The sequence below is a fragment of the Erwinia sp. JUb26 genome (assembly GCF_003751505.1).
Lineage (GTDB): Bacteria > Pseudomonadota > Gammaproteobacteria > Enterobacterales > Enterobacteriaceae > Erwinia.
In genome coordinates, this window is record NZ_RJVB01000001.1 from 52,117 (window position 1) to 67,817 (window position 15,701).

General features: G+C 56.4%; 14 protein-coding genes. 7 read left to right on the forward strand and 7 right to left on the reverse strand.

Going from position 1 to position 15,701, the window contains the following annotated elements; genetic code table 11:
• Window positions 1–259 precede the first annotated feature (259 nt).
• The gene (locus EC836_RS00175; RefSeq protein ID WP_123328948.1) at window positions 260–1,156 is read left to right on the forward strand and encodes an AraC family transcriptional regulator; all 897 of its coding nucleotides are present in this window, start codon (window positions 260–262) and stop codon (window positions 1,154–1,156) included.
• A gap of 110 nt (window positions 1,157–1,266) precedes the next feature.
• A complete protein-coding gene (locus tag EC836_RS00180; protein ID WP_123328950.1) occupies window positions 1,267–2,574 on the forward strand; it encodes an NtaA/DmoA family FMN-dependent monooxygenase in 1,308 nt (435 codons plus the stop codon).
• 131 nt (window positions 2,575–2,705) lie between these two features.
• Here the strand turns inward: EC836_RS00180 and EC836_RS00185 are convergent, their stop codons facing one another.
• Window positions 2,706–3,305 carry a hypothetical protein gene (locus tag EC836_RS00185; RefSeq protein ID WP_123328952.1) on the reverse strand — a complete coding sequence of 200 codons (600 nt, stop codon included), beginning with the start codon at window positions 3,303–3,305 and terminating at the stop codon, window positions 2,706–2,708.
• A gap of 17 nt (window positions 3,306–3,322) precedes the next feature.
• A complete protein-coding gene (locus EC836_RS00190; RefSeq protein ID WP_123328955.1) occupies window positions 3,323–3,619 on the reverse strand; it encodes a hypothetical protein in 297 nt (98 codons plus the stop codon).
• A 381-nt stretch (window positions 3,620–4,000) separates the two neighbouring features.
• Between EC836_RS00190 and EC836_RS00195 the strand changes: the two genes are divergently transcribed.
• From EC836_RS00195 to EC836_RS00205, 3 genes are all read left to right on the forward strand, one after another.
• Complete coding sequence (locus tag EC836_RS00195) at window positions 4,001–6,379, forward strand: membrane-bound PQQ-dependent dehydrogenase, glucose/quinate/shikimate family (protein WP_123328957.1); 2,379 nt, start codon at window positions 4,001–4,003, stop codon at window positions 6,377–6,379.
• A 105-nt stretch (window positions 6,380–6,484) separates the two neighbouring features.
• Window positions 6,485–7,297, forward strand: coding sequence for a hypothetical protein (locus EC836_RS00200; RefSeq protein ID WP_148050346.1), 813 nt, complete (start codon window positions 6,485–6,487; stop codon window positions 7,295–7,297).
• 216 nt (window positions 7,298–7,513) lie between these two features.
• On the forward strand, window positions 7,514–8,539 hold the full coding sequence (locus EC836_RS00205; protein WP_123328961.1) for an LLM class flavin-dependent oxidoreductase: 1,026 nt from the start codon (window positions 7,514–7,516) through the stop codon (window positions 8,537–8,539).
• A gap of 174 nt (window positions 8,540–8,713) precedes the next feature.
• Here the strand turns inward: EC836_RS00205 and EC836_RS00215 are convergent, their stop codons facing one another.
• From EC836_RS00215 to EC836_RS00230, 4 genes are all read right to left on the reverse strand, one after another.
• The gene (locus tag EC836_RS00215; RefSeq protein WP_370346697.1) at window positions 8,714–9,472 is read right to left on the reverse strand and encodes an ABC transporter permease; all 759 of its coding nucleotides are present in this window, start codon (window positions 9,470–9,472) and stop codon (window positions 8,714–8,716) included.
• A 92-nt stretch (window positions 9,473–9,564) separates the two neighbouring features.
• The gene (locus tag EC836_RS00220) at window positions 9,565–10,398 is read right to left on the reverse strand and encodes an ABC transporter permease (protein ID WP_123328965.1); all 834 of its coding nucleotides are present in this window, start codon (window positions 10,396–10,398) and stop codon (window positions 9,565–9,567) included.
• A 67-nt stretch (window positions 10,399–10,465) separates the two neighbouring features.
• A complete protein-coding gene (locus EC836_RS00225; protein WP_123328967.1) occupies window positions 10,466–11,605 on the reverse strand; it encodes an extracellular solute-binding protein in 1,140 nt (379 codons plus the stop codon).
• Window positions 11,606–11,633: 28 nt separating this feature from the next.
• Complete coding sequence (locus tag EC836_RS00230; RefSeq protein ID WP_123328969.1) at window positions 11,634–12,683, reverse strand: ABC transporter ATP-binding protein; 1,050 nt, start codon at window positions 12,681–12,683, stop codon at window positions 11,634–11,636.
• 168 nt (window positions 12,684–12,851) lie between these two features.
• Between EC836_RS00230 and EC836_RS00235 the strand changes: the two genes are divergently transcribed.
• Both EC836_RS00235 and EC836_RS00240 read left to right on the forward strand, forming a co-directional pair.
• The gene (locus EC836_RS00235) at window positions 12,852–13,880 is read left to right on the forward strand and encodes a LacI family DNA-binding transcriptional regulator (RefSeq protein WP_123328971.1); all 1,029 of its coding nucleotides are present in this window, start codon (window positions 12,852–12,854) and stop codon (window positions 13,878–13,880) included.
• Window positions 13,881–13,889: 9 nt separating this feature from the next.
• Window positions 13,890–14,654: an inositol monophosphatase gene (locus EC836_RS00240; RefSeq protein ID WP_123328973.1), complete on the forward strand. Its 765-nt coding sequence runs from the start codon at window positions 13,890–13,892 to the stop codon at window positions 14,652–14,654.
• 106 nt (window positions 14,655–14,760) lie between these two features.
• On the opposite strand, the gene EC836_RS00245 is transcribed toward EC836_RS00240, so the two are convergent.
• Window positions 14,761–15,666: a LysR family transcriptional regulator gene (locus EC836_RS00245; protein WP_233599079.1), complete on the reverse strand. Its 906-nt coding sequence runs from the start codon at window positions 15,664–15,666 to the stop codon at window positions 14,761–14,763.
• Window positions 15,667–15,701 lie beyond the last annotated feature (35 nt).

Consider the following 15,701-nt stretch of genomic DNA (forward strand, 5'->3'; position numbering starts at 1 on the left):
CTGTGAAATAAGCGCTGACTATTCTCGCCAGCGCGGGATTTTCGGCAACGCCGGAGGCTTTCGCTGGCGCGACTATTTCTTTCGATTTCTGATTGCGGTGACGGTCAATAAAGGCATGTTAATTATAAGGTTACCAAAAAAAGACTTTCGTCTTGAGGTGGACGGCACGCGGTGAGGCTGGTAATGTGAGAATGAGAATCGATTTCATTAGGTGATTGCCACGCCCGGTGAAAACCCGCCCAAATTAACGGACAGTGCCATGAACAAGTTCAGCGACAGCGCCTCCGGTAGCGCGCTTCCTCTACCTGCCAGCCACGCCATGTTTGACGGCACCATTGCCATGAGCAGCGGTTCGCTGCGGCCTGAGAAAGACGAATGGCTGCAGGAACAGCTGGTACCGGGGCTGAAGCTGATCGTCGTCGATCGCGGGGAGCTGCTGTGCGATCTGCCCGGCTCCGGCAGGCAGCATATTACCGGCCCCTGCGTGTGTGCGGTGTGGAATCAGCAGGAGGGCGAGAGCCGCCAGCGCTTCGAACCCGGCCGCCAGCTGGATTACACCACCATTGCCCTGACGCCCGCCGCCGTCGCCAGCCATATCGACAGTCAGTTTCAGCAGCAGCTGGAAGACTCTTTCCAGCTCCGGCGATTCAGCGGTCCGCGCCTGTTGGTGCTGGAGGCGACCGCTACCATCAAATCGCTGCATGCCCAGGTGGCGACCTGCCCAATGCAGGGGCTGTCCAGAGCACTTTTCCTTTCCGGTAAAGCACTGGAAATTATGGCTCATGCGCTGGATTCACTGATCTCACGGCCTGCAGCAGAGGGCAGCGCGCTGCGCCTGTCGAACGGCGATATCGACAAGCTGCATCTGGCGCGCTCGCTGCTGGCGGAGCGCATGGTTAACCCGCCGTCGCTGGCCGAGCTGGCGCTGAGCGTGGGATTCAACACGCGTAAGCTGACGGTCGGCTTCCGACGTCAGTTTGGTGAAAGTGTCTTTGAGTATCTGCAAAATCTGCGGCTGGACACCGCGTGGCGGATGCTGACCGAAGGCGAAATGAGCGTGTCGACGGCCGCTTACAGCGTGGGCTACACCCCGGCGCATTTTTCCGTCGCCTTTCGTAAAAAATATGGCATCTCGCCAAAATCCCTGCGCGGATAGCCCCCCTTAGCTGAATTTTGCCCATCGACATTCGTTTTTCTTGGTGGCGCAAAAATTCCATCCCGTTATGTTTTAACCCTCTGAACAGGGTGAAAAATAAGGGGAAGACGGTGGCGGCAGGAGAGAAAAGACGGTTAAAAACGCTGGTGGGGGCAAGCAGTGCGATTTATGCCGCGGGCGATACGCCGGTGACTTACGGCATCGATCGCGCCGTGGCGCTGGCAAAAATAGCCGAGCGCGAGAAAATCACCGGGCTGTTTACCGCCGATCTGCTTCAGAGCGATCCCGCCGGACTGGCGGGGATCACCGGTAGCCAGGATCCGATTGTGGTGCTGGCGGCGTTAAGCCAGGTGACGCGGCAGATTGGCCTGATTGCAACCGTCACCACGACCTTTCAGCATCCCTATAATCTTGCCCGACTGATCGGCACGCTGGACCATATTAGCGGCGGGCGGGCAGGGTGGAACGCGGTCACCTCATCGGTCGGCGAGGAAAATTTTGGCGGCGGCGAGCTGCCCTCACCGGAAAGCCGCTACGCGCGCGCCACCGAATTTATTGAAGTGATCAACGCGCTTTTCGACGCCAACGATCCGGCCGCCGTCAGCCGGCTGGCCAGCGGCGGCGCGAAGATCGATCACACCAGACTGCATCCGGCGAACTACCTCGGCGATTTCTTCCAGGTGGCCGGGCCGCTGAACGTGCCGCCGCCACCGCAGGGGCGGCCGGTGCAGTTCCAGGCCGGGCAGTCGGAGGCCGGAATTACGCTGGGCGCGCGCTATGCCGAGGTGATTTACACTTCGCAGCCAACCCTTGCCGACGCGCAGGCCTTTGTCAGCGACGTTCGGCAGCGGGCGCTGGGCTTCGAACGGCCTTCTGCCCCGTTAATCATGAACTCCTTCCACTCGATCATCGGTGAAAGCCCCGCGGACGTGGCGCGCAGGCTGGAAGAGAAGCACCAGCGCATTGACTATCAGCGCGGGCGACTGCGGCTGGCGGATATGCTCGGTGGCAACGTCGATCTGCAGGATCTGTCGCTCGATGGCGCTATACCTTCACACCGGCTGCCGGACCTCGCCAGTGTTAACCGGCGGCGTGGACGCGCCGAGATTTTCACCCGTTTTGCCCGCGAAGGCCAGACGCTGCGCCAGCTGATTATTGCCGCTGAAGAAACCGGACACTGGTTTGTCGCCGGAACGCCGGAATCACTGGCGGATGCGATAGAGGAACGTTATCGCGCCGGGGTGCTGGATGTGATTTCACTGCACGGACTGGGGCAACCGGAACAGCAGGACCTGCTGCTTAACGGCCTGCTGCCCGAACTGCGCAAGCGGCAGCTGCTGGATGAAGATTATCGCGGCGCGGATTTCCGCAGCAGCCTGGAGTTGCCGCCGCTGACAGACAGGCGCGGCGGTGCATAGTACATTCGCGTTGTGTTGCGGGTTGCAAAAAAGTCAGCCTGTAAGAACGCCAATCTGCGGATCTGCAGTGAAATAAAGAAGAATGGCAGTTGGTGATGTCACTTCGGCAGGCTTTCCTGCCTCGTGATTTTTCAGCAAAACGCGGCGGCCACGTTGCGCAGTTCCGCAAGGCCGCTGAGGTTTTTACCCTGCACCAGATCCTGATTGATTTTCAGGATCACCGCCTTCACCACATCTGAAATTTTGCTAAGGTTCTGCTGCTGCATCAGAGTGGTCAGCGCCGCCATTTGCCTCTGGGTGATCTTCATCGACAGGCGTTTAGAGGCCTTGGCCTGCGCCAGTTCGGTGCTTAACAGCGATTTCAACTCGTCCTGCATGCAGCGTCCGCTGGTCAGTGCGTGCAGATAATAGAGGATCAGTGTTTTGCTAAATTCCTCGCTAAGCGAGTCATCAATCTTCTGCGTAGCCAGGCTAAGAATATCCAGAAAATGCGCCGGTATTCTGACCTCCAGCGGCTGTCGGGTCTGATCAAAAGTATGTTTGATCTGCGGCGTGCACTGTGCCGGGATTGAAACCACCTGCTGACAGCCGTGACAAACGGCAGCGAGGATATTTTTTACCGTGCCGCTGCGGTCGCTGAAATCCACGTCACGCAGCAGATAGGTCGCCGTTGATTTACCGCAGTTGTGGCACAGGACGTTCCGTGTATCGCCTTCTTTCACAATCTTCATGATCGTTCTCCTGCTGTTCAGATATGTACGCTGATAAAAATGATGTCCGGTTCTAAAAAAAAGAATTTCACATACCAGCAATAACCCTGCCGCCATGGCTTCAGAATATGTACATCAATACTGCTGTCCTGATGATGGGATGAGCACTGGTACTGGTTGCTGGCGGTATGGGCAATTAACTCAATAACCCATTCTTCGCTGACTTGTCCGGTAGCAAACAGATTTTTCACATCGATATTGCCGCGGATTTGATGATCGTAGCTTCCCTCTGTGAGGCAGCGGATTGCTTTGCGTTTTACGTCCCTGAAGTTCATCTTGCGGTTCCTATTGTGTACGATGATTGTCGTACTTACAAGTGTTTTGGGTAAATTTTGTTCTCGGCGAGGATAACGGGAGTTGTAGGGGTTTTACGCGCTGGTTTTGACATAAATTGTTAATAATCGAGCACGTTCGCAAAGCTCAGGCAAAGTCTGCAACGTGTCGTGTTTTTTTTGGAGTTAAATTCCATAAAACTGGATTTACTGGAGATTTAACACTGCATTTTTGCGGATAATGCTTTCGATGCGGAATTGTTCAGCTGTATTACTAAAATTAAATTGTTTTGTTATCTTATTTTTTTAGTTAAATTAATGTGCGTTTACTGTAATTCTACGTAAATTTCATTGGGTACTTTTGCAACACATTGAGGGATTATCATGGTTAATAAGCTAACCAGTATAGTCATCGCGATTGTAGGGATCGCCATGCTGTACATGGGAAGTCAGCTGCTGATGGTTGGGGGAACGCCGTTCTACGTCATTATGGCGCTGGGACTGTTGCTGACCGCAGTAACACTGTTTTTGAACAAAAAAATCGCGCTGTCTATCTATGCCGTGCTGATGTGGATCGTTCTGGCGTGGATGATTTATGAAGTCGGCTTTGATAAGTGGCAGTGGATCCCGCGTGGCGACATCATTGGCCTGATTGGTCTGTGGCTGGCGATGCCGTGGGTGGTTCGTCCACTTTATAAAGCTCAGCAGGGCAGCCAGGCGCGCGGCTTCCATCCGTTCCTTGGCACGACGCTGATCCTGATCGTGGCGCTGGTCGTCGGCATGATGTTCTACGATCCGCTGCCGAAAGCGGGTGATATCACTAACGAGCGTAAACCGGTGCAGACCGAACTGGCGAAAAATGACTGGTCTGCCTACGGCGGCACGACAGACGGCCTGCGTTTCTCCCAGTTAAACCAGATCACTAAAGATAACGTGAATAAACTCGACGTGGCCTGGACCTATCACACCGGTGACCTGCGCGATCCGGCTCAGGACGCCAGCGAATACACCTTCGAAGCCACGCCGCTGAAGGTCAACGGTGCGCTCTACCTCTGTACGCCACACAACGAAGTTCACGCGCTGAACCCGGAAACGGGCGAGCTGAAGTGGAAATATCAGCCGGCGAAAGATCCGTCTTACCTGCAGCAGCATCAGACCTGTCGTGGCGTGAGCTATTACGATGGCTCCGTGGCGCAGGCCGATACGACCACAGCCAGCCCGGCTATCTGCCGTAAGCGTATTTTCAACGCTACGACCGACGCTCGTCTGGTGGCGCTGGATGCGGATACCGGCAAGCTGTGTGCTGACTTCGGCAACGGCGGCGTGGTGGATCTGCGTGCTAACATGGGCACCATCCGCCCACACGCGCTGATGCAGACTGCTGCACCACTGGTCGCGGGCAATCTGGTGATTGTGGGCGGTTCCGTCATGGATAATGGCTACAACAGCGGCAACCCGTCAGGTGTGATCCGTGCGTATGACGTGATGACCGGTCGCCTGGTGTGGAACTTTGACCCGGCTAACCCGGAGCTGACCCAGCCGATTGCGGCCGATGGCACCTATCCGCAGGATACCCCTGTGGCCTGGGGCACCCTGAGCGCCGACCTGAAAAACGGTCTGGTGTATGTGCCGTTTGGTAACGCCTCCCCGGATGAGCTGGGTATTGAGCGTAACGCCGACAGTAACACCGAGAAGTTCCGCGACACACTGGTGGCGCTGGATCTGAAAACCGGTGAATTTAAATGGCGCTTCCAGTCTTCCAAACACGATCTCTGGGACCGCGATAACCCGTCTCAGCCTTCGCTGCTGGACATCGACTATCAGGGCCAGAAACAGCCTGTGGTGATCCTGCCGACCAAAACCGGCAACCTGTTTGTCCTTAATCGCCTGACCGGCCAGCCGGTTTATCCGATTAATCAGGTGGATGTCTCTACGGAAGGCGGCGTGCCGGGTGAGAAGTTCTCTGCCACTCAACCGGTGTCAAAACTGAACTTCATCCCGGACCCGCTGACCGAAAAAGCGATGTGGGGCCTGACGCCGTTCGATCAGATGGCCTGCCGTATCGACTTCAAGTCGCTGCGCTATGACGGTAATCCATGGACGCCAGCCACCGAAGCAGGTTCGATTGTCTTCCCGGGCAACATCGGCGTGTTCAACTGGGGTTCCGTAGCGGTCGATCCTGAGCGCCAGATCCTGATTGCTTCGCCGGTGCGCCTGGCCTACAAGTACAACCTGATCAAACGTTCTCCGGAAACGGCCGACAAGCGCCTGTTCACCAAGGACGGCACACCGTACTGGAACGAAAACTTCCAGGGTGACTACGCTATCCATATCCAGCAGCTTTCTTCCAGCCTGGGCATTCCGTGTATTGCTCCGCCGTGGGGACGTATGGTGGGTGTGGATCTGACGACCGGTAAAACCGAATGGCTGCGCCGTGTGGGTACCACCAAAAACCTGAACACGACCTTCCTGCCGGGCCGCTTCCCAATCGGCTTCCCGATGGGCATGGTGGCACACGGTGGTCCGCTTATCACGGCGGGTGACGTGGTGTTCCACGGTGCAACGGCGGATAACTTCTTCCGTGCCTACGACATCAACACCGGTGAGCTGCTGTGGCAGACCGAGCTGCCGGCCGGTGGCCAGGCAACGCCGGCGACCTATATGGGCAGCGATAACAAGCAGTATGTGGTTATTGCAGCGGGCGGCCACGGTTCACTGGGCACCCAGCAGGGTGACAGCGTTGTCGCTTATCGTCTGAAGTAATTTTTTCAGGCAGTATATTAAGGCCCGTGCAGCAATGTGCGGGCCTTATTCAATTTTAAAAACAAGACGCTGCGTATTGACCTTATTACCTTCCGGGATGACCTCATGCTTAAGAAGTTAGCTTTGCCCTTGCTGCTAATCTGTTCGGGCTACGCCAGTGCAGATGAATCGGACTTTCTCAAACCCCGTAATAACGACGCATTCGATAACTACATGCTGCAGGCCGCCCGCTTTGAGGCCGAACTGTTTAAACACGACAAACCCTCCGCTTTCGATGCCTACTTTATCGGCCCGCTGAAACCCAGCGAGATCGGCGCCGCCTATGAGCGCAACGAACTGGCCGCTAAGAAGAAATACACCAATCACAGCATTCGCATTAAAGGTGAGATTAACGCCATCAATGAAAATGCCTTTGGTCAGGGCTATATCGTTGCGGTTGATAGCGGTTCGCGGAGGAGTGCTCTTGAGGGAATCCATCTGCAGATCGATAAAAACGATCCGGTGTATCTGGAACTCGCTAAAGGCGACAGGATTGATGCCATTTGTCAGGTGGGCACCTACACGCTGGGGATACCGTCAATGAGCAAGTGCTTTCTGACATCATCGATCTTCCGGCCAGAAGTGTTTAAGAATTTTATACTGAATCTGATTGGCAACCCGTTGCTGAAAGCGAACACCATCTCTGTTGAAAATATTGCCAACATTAAAGTGCGCCCATTATTACAGACGTTCATTGTTTACGCTTCGAGTTACAAAGATAACGAAGACACGAACGAGTCGGCCTGTCGTCACGATGATGCCACCTGCGAGGCCGCCTTAATGCATAACCTGGAAACGTCAACCAGTCGTTTTCCTGAGGCTCATCAACAGGATTTCAACGCTCTCGGTGCGCGCGTACGTGCGCTGTTGCAAAAGTAAGACAGCCGATTGGATCCGCGGTAATACGCGCTCTGCTGTTCAGTTTCCTCCCTCCCCGGAGATGAAACCAGCAAGTTGGTGAAGGTCTTTCCAACTTGTTGAAATTTTTTGTTGTTGATGACGAAAAATGACGGTTTGCGCTGCATGCTGCATGAGATTTATTATCAATCCATACATTGATACAGCATCTTAAATTTCACGCGGAAGGTAACGATTATGAAAAAGATTGGATTTCTGTCATTTGGCCACTGGACGCCGTCACCTCAGTCCGGAACCCGTTCAGCGGCTGATGCGCTGTTGCAATCCATCGATCTGGCGGTGGCGGCTGAAGAGCTGGGTGCCGACGGTGCCTACTTCCGCGTGCATCACTTTGCCCGTCAGCTGAGCGCGCCGTTCCCGCTGCTGGCGGCGGTCGGTGCCAAAACCAAAAAAATTGAAATTGGTACCGGCGTGATCGACATGCGCTATGAGAACCCGCTGTATATGGCCGAAGATGCCGGTGCGGCCGATTTGATCTCCGGCGGACGCCTGCAGCTGGGCATCAGCCGCGGCTCCCCAGAGCAGGTCGTTGACGGCTGGCGCTATTTTGGTTTCCAGCCTGGCGAGGGTGAAACCGAAGCGGATATGGCGCGCCGCCATACCGAAGAGTTTCTCGATGTGCTGCGCGGTGAAGGTTTCGGCAAGCCGAACCCACAGCCGATGTTCCCGAACCCGCCGGGACTGCTGCGTCTGGAACCTTACGCTGAAGGGCTGCGTGAGCGCATCTGGTGGGGCGCTGGCTCTAACGCCACGGCGGTCTGGGCGGCGAAGCTGGGCATGAACCTGCAAAGCTCAACGCTCAAGGATGATGAAACCGGCGAACCGTTCCATATCCAGCAGGCGAAGCAGATCCGCGCCTACCGTGAAGCGTGGAAGGCCGCAGGTCACACCCGTGAGCCGCGTGTGTCGGTCAGCCGCAGCATCTTTGCGCTGGTGAATGATATGGACCGCGCCTACTTCGGTAACAGCGGTGCAGAGGGCGATAAAGTGGGCTATCTGGATGAGAAAACCCGGGCGATCTTTGGTCGCAGCTATGCCGCCGAGCCGGACAAGCTGATCAAAATGCTTGAAAAGGATGAGGCGATTGCCGAAGCCGATACGCTGCTGCTGACTGTGCCAAACCAGCTCGGTGTGAACTACAACGTGCACGTGATTGAGTCGATTCTTAAACACGTTGCGCCGGGCCTGGGCTGGAGAGAGTAAAAAGAATTTGCCGGGCTGGCATTTGCCCGGCAGTCAATACACGCTGGTTCAGCGTTCAGCGTTCAGCGTTCAGCGTTCAGCGTTCAGCGTTCAGCGTTCAGCGTTCAGCGTTCACTATGCCTCTTCGCCCCGGCCGTAATGCTTTCCCGCCGGGGCGATGTTTTATCCCGCCCGCTATTTCCCTATCTTCGACAGCATTTCCGGCCGCATAAACTTGTGGATCACCAGCATAAACAGCAGCGATGGCACCAGCAGGATCAGCGCGGTAATCGACGATATCTGGTAGTTGCCCGACATGCTGGCGTTAAACAGCAGCAGCGGCAGGGTGGAGATATCCGGCGCACCAACAAAGAAGGTGCCGGTAAATTCATCCAGCGATTCCAGAAAGACAAAGATACTGGCGGCGATAATCCCGGGCGCTGCCTGCGGCAGCACGATGTGCCAGAAGGTGTAAAGGGGACCGGCCCCGAGATTGCGCGAGGCGCGAGCCAGCAGGGGATCGACGGCAGCAAAGGCGGCCACGCAGATCCACACCGAATACATCAGCCCGTGCATACTGTGCACCAGCACCACGCCCGCAATTGTCCCGTTGAGTCCCCACTGATAGAACAGCCGCGCGATATTCATATATACCGTCAGGTTCGGGAACGCCTGCGGGATCAGGAACAGCAGCATAAAGGCTACCCGCAGCGGCATTGCCCGGCGCGACAGCGCATACCCCGCCGGAATGGAAATCAGCAGGCACACCAGCACCGACAGTACGGCAATCAACACGCTGGTCAGCAGTGAACCCGAAACATCGCTGTACGGGCTGAACACCTGATACCAGTATTTCAGCCCCCACTGGTTGGGCAGGCTGTGCGGGAAGAACCAGCTTTCCGCCACCGTCCAGATCAGTAAATTGAGCAGCGGGCCGAGCATAATCAGCAGCATAAACACCAGCAGCAGCGTCTGCAGCGGCAGGCTGAGGCCGAATCTTCTCCGCTTCTTCAGCGGAGTGGCGACGTTGTTCAATACATTCTCTCTCATGATTCACCGCCTTTCTGGCGCAGACTGTGGCGCAGATAAAACCAGGAAAGCGAGCCGCAAATCAGTAGCGACACGACGCCCAGCGCGTTAGCCACGGCGTAGTCGCCGTAGGAATTCACCCGGAAGGCCATATCCACGGTGATCATCGTCGGCGTGCCGGTGCCGATCATCATCGGCACGGAAAGCACCGACATCATGGTCACGGTCGACAGCACCAGCGCCACGCCGATCGCCGGCAGCACCTGTGGCAATATAATGTCGAACAGAATGCGCGGTCGGGAAGCGCCCAGATTGCGGGCCGCCAGGATCTGCGACTGTTCCAGTGCGGCCATCGCGCCGCAAATCAGCAGGGTAGCAAACGCCAGCTGCTTCCAGACAAAGGTAATAATAATGCCCTTCCAGCCCAGCCAGGAGACGGTTTCCAGCGGGGTCAGCAGGTCGGCGGAAACCAGCGCGTTATTCATCAGGCCGTTTTTCGCCAGAAAGGTACGCATCATCTGCGCGGCAACGATAAAGGGAATAAACAGCGGCAGGCGGTATAAAAACGCCAGCGTGCGCACAATCGGGCGGCAGGGTGAAAGCGTAATTACCGCCGACAGCGTGATGGAAATCAGCGCCAGCAGCGCGACGGAAATCAATACGATAATCAGCGTGAACAGAATATCGCTGGAGTACAGCGAGTAAACTTTACGGAAATGGTCGAGGGTGAACCCCTGTGCATCATGGGTAAAGGCGGCAATCAGCGAAAACCCGAGCGGATAAAGAAACAGCACGGCAATCATCAGTGCCGCCGGGGCGACCAGCAGCAAATATTTCAGCGAAATTCGCATAGCAAACCTGACATCAGCAAATAAAAAAGCTCAGGGCGGCGGGCCGCACCTGAGCATCAGAAGTCAATCAGTTAGAAACCTGGCTCTCATAGCCTTCCTTGATATCGTCGAAATACGGCGTGATAGGGAAGCTTTTACCGTATTCCGCCAGCGCCTGCGGCGAGATTTCGGCAAACAGCTTCTGCCACGTAGCCGCATCCAGCTTCGGTTTAACGTGCTCGGCATCAATGCCCGGATACCAGTTAAACTGCTTCACGATGCCTTCCGCCTGGATTTCCGGGCTGGTGGCCAGCTCGATAAACTCGCGCGCCAGCTGCGGCTGCGCCGCTTTAGCCGGGGTGACATAGTACATCGGCTGCCCCGGCATACCCGGTGCCAGCAGGGAGAGTTTGATCGACGGCGGCAGTTTGCCCTGATCTTTCCAGCTGTAGAACATATCCACCCACACCGGGCCCATGCTGATTTCACCACGGCTCAGCATATCCAGCGTACCGGCGTTGCCCGGCGTAAAGGTGACGTTCTTGTTGAAGGCCTTCAGCTTCTGCCAGGCCTCTCCCCAGTTTTTCTCCACGCCTTTATCGTAAGGCAGGGAGGAGAGACGCTGCGCGTCGGTGCCGTAGGCGTAGATCCAGCCTGCGACGAAGCTGACGCCTGACATGCCGTTTTTAATGCCGTTATAGCCGAATGCCTGCGGATTTTTCGCCGCCCAGGCCACCAGTTCGTCGTAGGAGGCCGGAGGCGTTTTGATGGTGTCGCTGTTCCAGGCGATGGCGGTCTGGCTTAAAAACATCGGCATCACGTAGCCGTCCACGTTCACGCCCAGCGCATTTTTCGCGTTATCGGCGGTGACCATCGATCCGGTTTTAATCTGCTGGCGATATTTTTCCAGCAGCCCTTTTTCCACCAGTTCGCCACCGGCTTTCTGATGCACCACGGCAACGTCGATATCCCAGGTTTTCGCGCCGCTTTCCTTCTGTGCGCTCAGCTTTTCAATGATCTTGTTCGATCCGGCGTCGCCCGGGCCAGTACCAACAACCTGCACCTTAACCCCCGGATGTGCGGCTTCAAACTTCGGCCCAAGCCAGGTTTTAACGTAGTCGACCATGTTCTGATCGCCCGCGGTGGCGACGTTCAGCACGGTCTCGGCCTGTGCGCCGTAGCTCAGAAACAGGGCAACAACGACGGCAGCTTTGCTTTTAGTAAACATGTTTTTCCCCAGGATGAAAACGATGGAATTAACGAGCGTGAGATGAAGTAAAAACGTGCAGGGCGGAAGGCGGAACGTGCAGCCTGACCGGTGTTTGCGGCGGCCAGCAGACGCTGTCATCCGCCAGCAGCAGATGATGATCGCAGCGCACGGTGTGGCGATATAAATTGCCGAGAAATGCGCTCTGCTCCACGATGCCCTCTACGGTGAGTCCGCTTTCTGGCAGCGTGCGATTTAATTCAGACAGTCCCGTATCGGCACTGCGGAAATAAATCATCCGCTGCTGTCCCGGCGTGGAGACATTATTGCTGCTGATATGCAGGGCCATTTCTACACTGGCCTGAATATCGTCGAAGGCTAATTTATTCTCAGCACCCATAAAGTCAGCGACAAAAGGCGTAGCGGGGCGCTGATAAATATCTTCCGGCGTACCGATTTGCTCAATGTGGCCCTGATTTAATACGGCGATACGGTCGGCCATCACCAGCGCTTCCTGCTGGTCGTGGGTGACAATTAATGAGGTAAAGCCCAGCTTCTTTTGCAGCGCTTTTATTTCGTGGCGCACGTTAAGGCGGACTTTGGCATCCAGATTGGATAACGGTTCGTCCAGCACCAGCACGTCCGGCTCAATGGCCAGCGCCCTGGCCAGCGCTACGCGCTGCCGCTGGCCACCCGAAAGCTCGGTCACTTTCATTTCCGCCAGACCGCCCAGATTGACGATTTGCAGCAGTTCTTCAACCCGGCGATCGATATCATCGCGCCGCCATTTGCGTAATTTCAGGCCGTAGCCGATATTTTTCGCCACCGTCAGGTGCGGCCAGAGCGCATAGCTTTGAAATACCATGGTGATATTGCGCTGTTCCGGCGCGCTATGGGTAATATCTCTGCCGGCAATCGAAATATCGCCCGCATTCACCTTAATAAAACCGCACAGCGCGTTTAATAAGGTGGTTTTTCCGCAGCCGGAGGGGCCGAGCAGGGCGATCATTTCCCCTTTCTCTACGGCCAGGTCGATATTATGCAGCACCACTTTTTCACCGTAGCTGATTTTCAGCCGGGAGATGTTTAAATAACTCATGTCCGTATCCGCAATCTCTGTTTTTTGGCATTTTTTTGCTTCTGTGAACACGTGTTCATCTCGATGTAAAAAAAATGCAATGTTGGCTCGACATTATGTGAGCCTACTTTGTCGTGTCTTTGTGACAATTTAATTAAGGGCGAAAACTTTTTTGCGAGGGAAGCCGTTTTGACATCGTCGCTACGTAAACAGAGCGTTACCGCCCAGGATGTTGCCCGCCGCGCTGGCGTTTCGCGCGCGGTGGTTTCCCGCGCGTTGAGCAACAACGGCAGCATCTCGTCGGAAGCAAGAGAACGGGTACTGCGTGCCGCAGAAGAGCTGGGCTATCAGGTGAATTTCCTGGCCCAGGGCCTGAACCGGCGACGCAGCCATCTGATCGGGGTGATTGTTTCACGCATTGGCGACCCCTTCCGCAGCAGCCTGCTGGACGGTCTGCTGAGCGAAATTCAGCGCAGAGGCTTTCAGGCGCTGGTGGCTGAAATCCGCAGCGAAGCGGATCTGGCAGAGACGCTGCGTCGCTTCACCCAGTTTCGCGTGTCCGGGGTGATTGTCACCTCCGGCAAGCCGCCGGAGGCGCTGGTCAACGAGTGCGTCCAGCAGCAGATCCCGGTGGTGGGGATCAACCGTCAGCCTGATAGCCCGTATGTGGATTACGTCTGTTCGGATAACGCCGCTGGCGCAGTGCTGGCGGCGGAACAGCTGTACCGGGCCGGATGCCGACGCTTTGGCTGGCTGAACAATCAGGACTCCACCTGGGCGGGTAGAATGCGCGGCGAAGCGTTCAGGCTGGCGCTTGTCGATCTGGGGATTGATACCGAACGCGATCTGCTGCCCCTGCTGGCACCGGAGGAGGGCTATGACGGCGGGTTGCAGGCTGCGGCCGGGCAGGTGCCGCAGGTGCCTTCCTCACTGGGGGTCTTTTGCGCCAACGCGCAGCTGGCGCTGGGTTTCCTCGACGGCATGAAGCAGCGAGGCCGGCAGGCACCGGAGGATTTTCAGCTGATCGGCTTTGATAACACGCCGCAGACCGCGCAGTACAGCTATCAGCTCTCCACGCTGCATCAGGACGTCGCTGAGATTGCCCGCCAGGCCTTAACCTGCCTGCTGGAGCGGGCCAGCGATCCGCAGCGACCTTCACGCACGACCTGGGTGAAGGTGGTACTCATTCATCGGCGCACGTCGCCATCAATTCTATAAGGGCAGGGCATGACGGAAGAGCAGCAGCAGTCACTGTGTACGTTGATTCGGCAACTGGGAAAGCAGGCGCAGGCGCTGCGCGACGCGGGCCTGAAGGTGGATAAAAAAGCCCGCCAGGATTTCGTTTCCCATGCGGATCTGTTTGTGGAAGAGGAAATTAAAGGCTGGCTGCAGGCGCACCGGCCCGAAGACGGCTTTCTGGGCGAAGAGAGCGGCCTGCAGGGCGGAGAGCAGGGGATCTGGGTGATCGACCCGATTGACGGCACCACGAACTTTATTCTGGGCATGGATTACTGGTGCATCTCGCTGGCCTTCGTCAGTAAGAACACCACGGAGATCGGCCTTATTTACGCCCCGGATCGCGATGAGTTTTTCTTTGCCCGTCGCGGCCAGGGCGCGTTCCTGAATGACAAACGGCTCAGGCTGCGGGAACCCGATGCGGAAGCGGTGGTCGTTGGCCTGGGCCGTTCCAGCCGCGCGCCGGTGGAAAGCTACGCCCGCACCGTTGAGGTCCTGCTGAATGCCGGTATCGAGTATCGCCGCTTCGGTGCGGGGGCGCTGATGCTGGCACACGTTGCCGCCGGACAGGTGCATGCCTATTACGAAGAGCATATGAACAGCTGGGATGCGCTGGCCGGGATGCTGCTGATTAACGAGGCGGGCGGCAGAAGCAACGCGTTCCTGGCGGAAAACGGCCTGCTGAATGGCAATCTGGTCCTGTCGGGCTGTGCTGAGGTGCAGCAGCGGTTGGCCGCGCTGCTGCATACCGGATAATCAATCGCGGGTTATTCGTTCTGTGCCTGAATGCCGGCAGCGATTTTCTTTGGATCGATGGGGGTCTGTTAGTCGCCGCTGCCGGCCATTGCACACCGGTCATGGGTTAATCGCTGCAATCGCACAACTTGTCTTGCCAGTCTTCAAACAGCCTACGGATAAATAGCATGGTCACATCAATACGCGGGACGCGTCGAATATCGTTATGGGTAATCAGATAGATATTCTGTATGAGTTTCTCTTTGCCCAGTGGAATCAACTCACCCGCAAGAAAATCGGGCAGCGCCGTTAATCCTGCCCCGGCCATCGCGGCTGCAAAATGGCCCTGTAATGTTGAAATAGTGAAACGACACTCTGCTGATGGCAGCTGGCCCGCAAGCCACTGCGGCAGCGGCATATCCTGAAGCGTATCGTCCCAACCGATGATCTGATGCTCTGCACCCTTTGCCGTGATTTCCGGTGGGTGAGCGGCAAAATAGGCTGCGCTGGCATACAGACGGCTACTCATTTGCCCGATACGTGACACGATAAACTGGCCGTGCTGCGGTCGCGAAAGGCGGATGGCAATATCGGCTTCGCGTCGGGTGAGATTCACCATGCGTACGCTGGTCGCCAGTTCCACGCGGAGTTCAGGATAGCGGTGCTGGAATTCAGGCAGTGCGGGGATGACAAGGTGGTTAGCAAAGTTTTCCGGCAGCGCAAGGCGCACCGTGCCTGACACTTCCTGGGAAAAGCTCGTACTCTGCCTGATCGCGTCGTTGACTGCGGATTCAGCCCGCTCGGCATGGCTCAAGATAGCCTGCGCTGCCTCGGTTAGCACATAACCCTGCGGGCTGCGCTGAAACAAAACGGTGCCGAGATCCTGTTCCAGCTGTTCGATGTGCCGGGCCACGGAGGACGGTGCCATGTGCAGCACCTGTGCGGCGGCGGTCAGCGTACCGAGCCGAGCCAGCGCGAGAAAAACCGGGATCTCCTTCCAGCCCGCCATTTTCGATTTATCGAAATCCATCATCGTTTATTGCCCGTACATTTACCAATTTTGCAAAG

Excerpts from the sequence above, each read along its gene's own strand:
- EC836_RS00175 (WP_123328948.1), top strand. The coding sequence starts at position 260 with ATGAACAAGTTCAGCGACAGCGCCTCCGGTAGCGCGCTTCCTCTACCT.
- EC836_RS00185 (WP_123328952.1), bottom strand. The coding sequence starts at position 3,305 with ATGAAGATTGTGAAAGAAGGCGATACACGGAACGTCCTGTGCCACAAC.
- EC836_RS00190 (WP_123328955.1), bottom strand. The coding sequence starts at position 3,619 with ATGAACTTCAGGGACGTAAAACGCAAAGCAATCCGCTGCCTCACAGAG.
- EC836_RS00195 (WP_123328957.1), top strand. The coding sequence starts at position 4,001 with ATGGTTAATAAGCTAACCAGTATAGTCATCGCGATTGTAGGGATCGCC.
- EC836_RS00200 (WP_148050346.1), top strand. The coding sequence starts at position 6,485 with ATGCTTAAGAAGTTAGCTTTGCCCTTGCTGCTAATCTGTTCGGGCTAC.
- EC836_RS00205 (WP_123328961.1), top strand. The coding sequence starts at position 7,514 with ATGAAAAAGATTGGATTTCTGTCATTTGGCCACTGGACGCCGTCACCT.
- EC836_RS00215 (WP_370346697.1), bottom strand. The coding sequence starts at position 9,472 with ATGCTGCTGATTATGCTCGGCCCGCTGCTCAATTTACTGATCTGGACG.
- EC836_RS00220 (WP_123328965.1), bottom strand. The coding sequence starts at position 10,398 with ATGCGAATTTCGCTGAAATATTTGCTGCTGGTCGCCCCGGCGGCACTG.
- EC836_RS00225 (WP_123328967.1), bottom strand. The coding sequence starts at position 11,605 with ATGTTTACTAAAAGCAAAGCTGCCGTCGTTGTTGCCCTGTTTCTGAGC.
- EC836_RS00230 (WP_123328969.1), bottom strand. The coding sequence starts at position 12,683 with ATGAGTTATTTAAACATCTCCCGGCTGAAAATCAGCTACGGTGAAAAA.
- EC836_RS00240 (WP_123328973.1), top strand. The coding sequence starts at position 13,890 with ATGACGGAAGAGCAGCAGCAGTCACTGTGTACGTTGATTCGGCAACTG.
- EC836_RS00245 (WP_233599079.1), bottom strand. The coding sequence starts at position 15,666 with ATGATGGATTTCGATAAATCGAAAATGGCGGGCTGGAAGGAGATCCCG.